Annotated in this window: 1 protein-coding gene; it reads left to right on the forward strand. The window is 72.0% G+C overall.

Annotation, left to right across the window (positions count from 1 at the left end):
* A partial coding sequence (locus tag ACZ7KF_RS41560) for a condensation domain-containing protein (RefSeq protein ID WP_471087927.1) occupies positions 1–1,298 on the forward strand: 1,298 nt, incomplete at both ends.

The following is a 1,298-nucleotide window of genomic DNA, read 5'->3' on the forward strand; positions in this document are numbered from 1 at the left end:
CGTCTGCCGGAGTACCTGGTCCCGGCCGCGGTCGTGGTCCTTCCCGAGCTTCCACTGACCGCACACGGCAAACTCGATCACCGCGCCCTGCCCGCCCCCCGCTACCACGGCACGCCGAGCCGGGGCCCCAGGAACGGTCAGGAAGAACTGCTGTGCGGGATCTTCGCCGAGGTGCTGGGCGTGGAGCGGGTCGGCATCGACGACAGCTTCTTCGACCTCGGCGGCCACTCCCTGCTCGCCACCCGAGTGGTCAGCCGTGTGCGCACGGTCCTCGGAGTGGAGCTGCCGCTGCGCGCCCTCTTCGAGACGACCACCGTGGCGCGCCTCGCCGAACGGCTCGCGGAAGCCGCGGGCGCACGAGCCGCCCTGGCACCGATGGACCGCCCTGCTGAGATACCGCTCTCCTTCGCCCAGCGCAGGATGTGGTTCCTGAACCGCTTCGAGGGAACGACGGCCGCCACCTACAACATGCCCGTCGTCCTGCGGCTGACCGGCACCCTGGACCAGGAGGCCCTGGCCGCCGCCCTGCGGGACGTGGTCGAGCGGCACGAGTCGCTGCGGACCGTCTTCCCCGAAGGCCCCGACGGCACCCCCTACCAGCAGGTCCTCGACGGCGAACGGGTCGCCCCCACCCTGGAGCTGACCCCGGCGACCCCGGAGACGCTGCCCGCGCTGGTGGCCGGCCAGGTGGCGCTCGGCTTCGACCTGAGCGTCGAAGCCCCGATACGGGTACACCTGTTCGCGCTGTCCGAGGACGAGCATGTGCTGGTGGCGGTGCTGCATCACATCACCGGTGACGGCTGGTCGATGGCACCCCTGGCCCGGGACGTGGCGAGGGCTTACGAGGCTCGGACCGGCGGGAACGCTCCCGCGTGGGAGCCGCTGCCGGTGCAGTACGCGGACTACGCGCTGTGGCAGCGAGAGCTGCTCGGCGACGAGTCCGACCCGGACAGCCTGCTCAGCCGGCAGGTCGCCTACTGGCGGCGGCAACTCGCCGACCTGCCGGCTCAGCTCGAGCTGCCCGTGGACCGGCCGCGCCCGGCGGTGGCCTCCTTCCGGGGCGACCAGGTGGCGTTCGAGGTGGACGCCGACGTCCACGCGGGACTGGCGGAGCTGGCCCGGAAGTCGGGCGCGAGTGTCTTCATGGTGGTGCAGGCGGCGTTCGCGGCCCTGTTGTCCCGGATGGGTGCGGGCACCGACATTCCGATCGGTTCGCCGGTGGCGGGCCGTACGGACGAGGCGCTGGACGACCTGGTCGGGTTCTTCGTGAACACGCTGGTGCTGCGGACCGACCTGTC

The sequence above is a fragment of the Streptomyces sp. NPDC038200 genome (assembly GCF_055600785.1).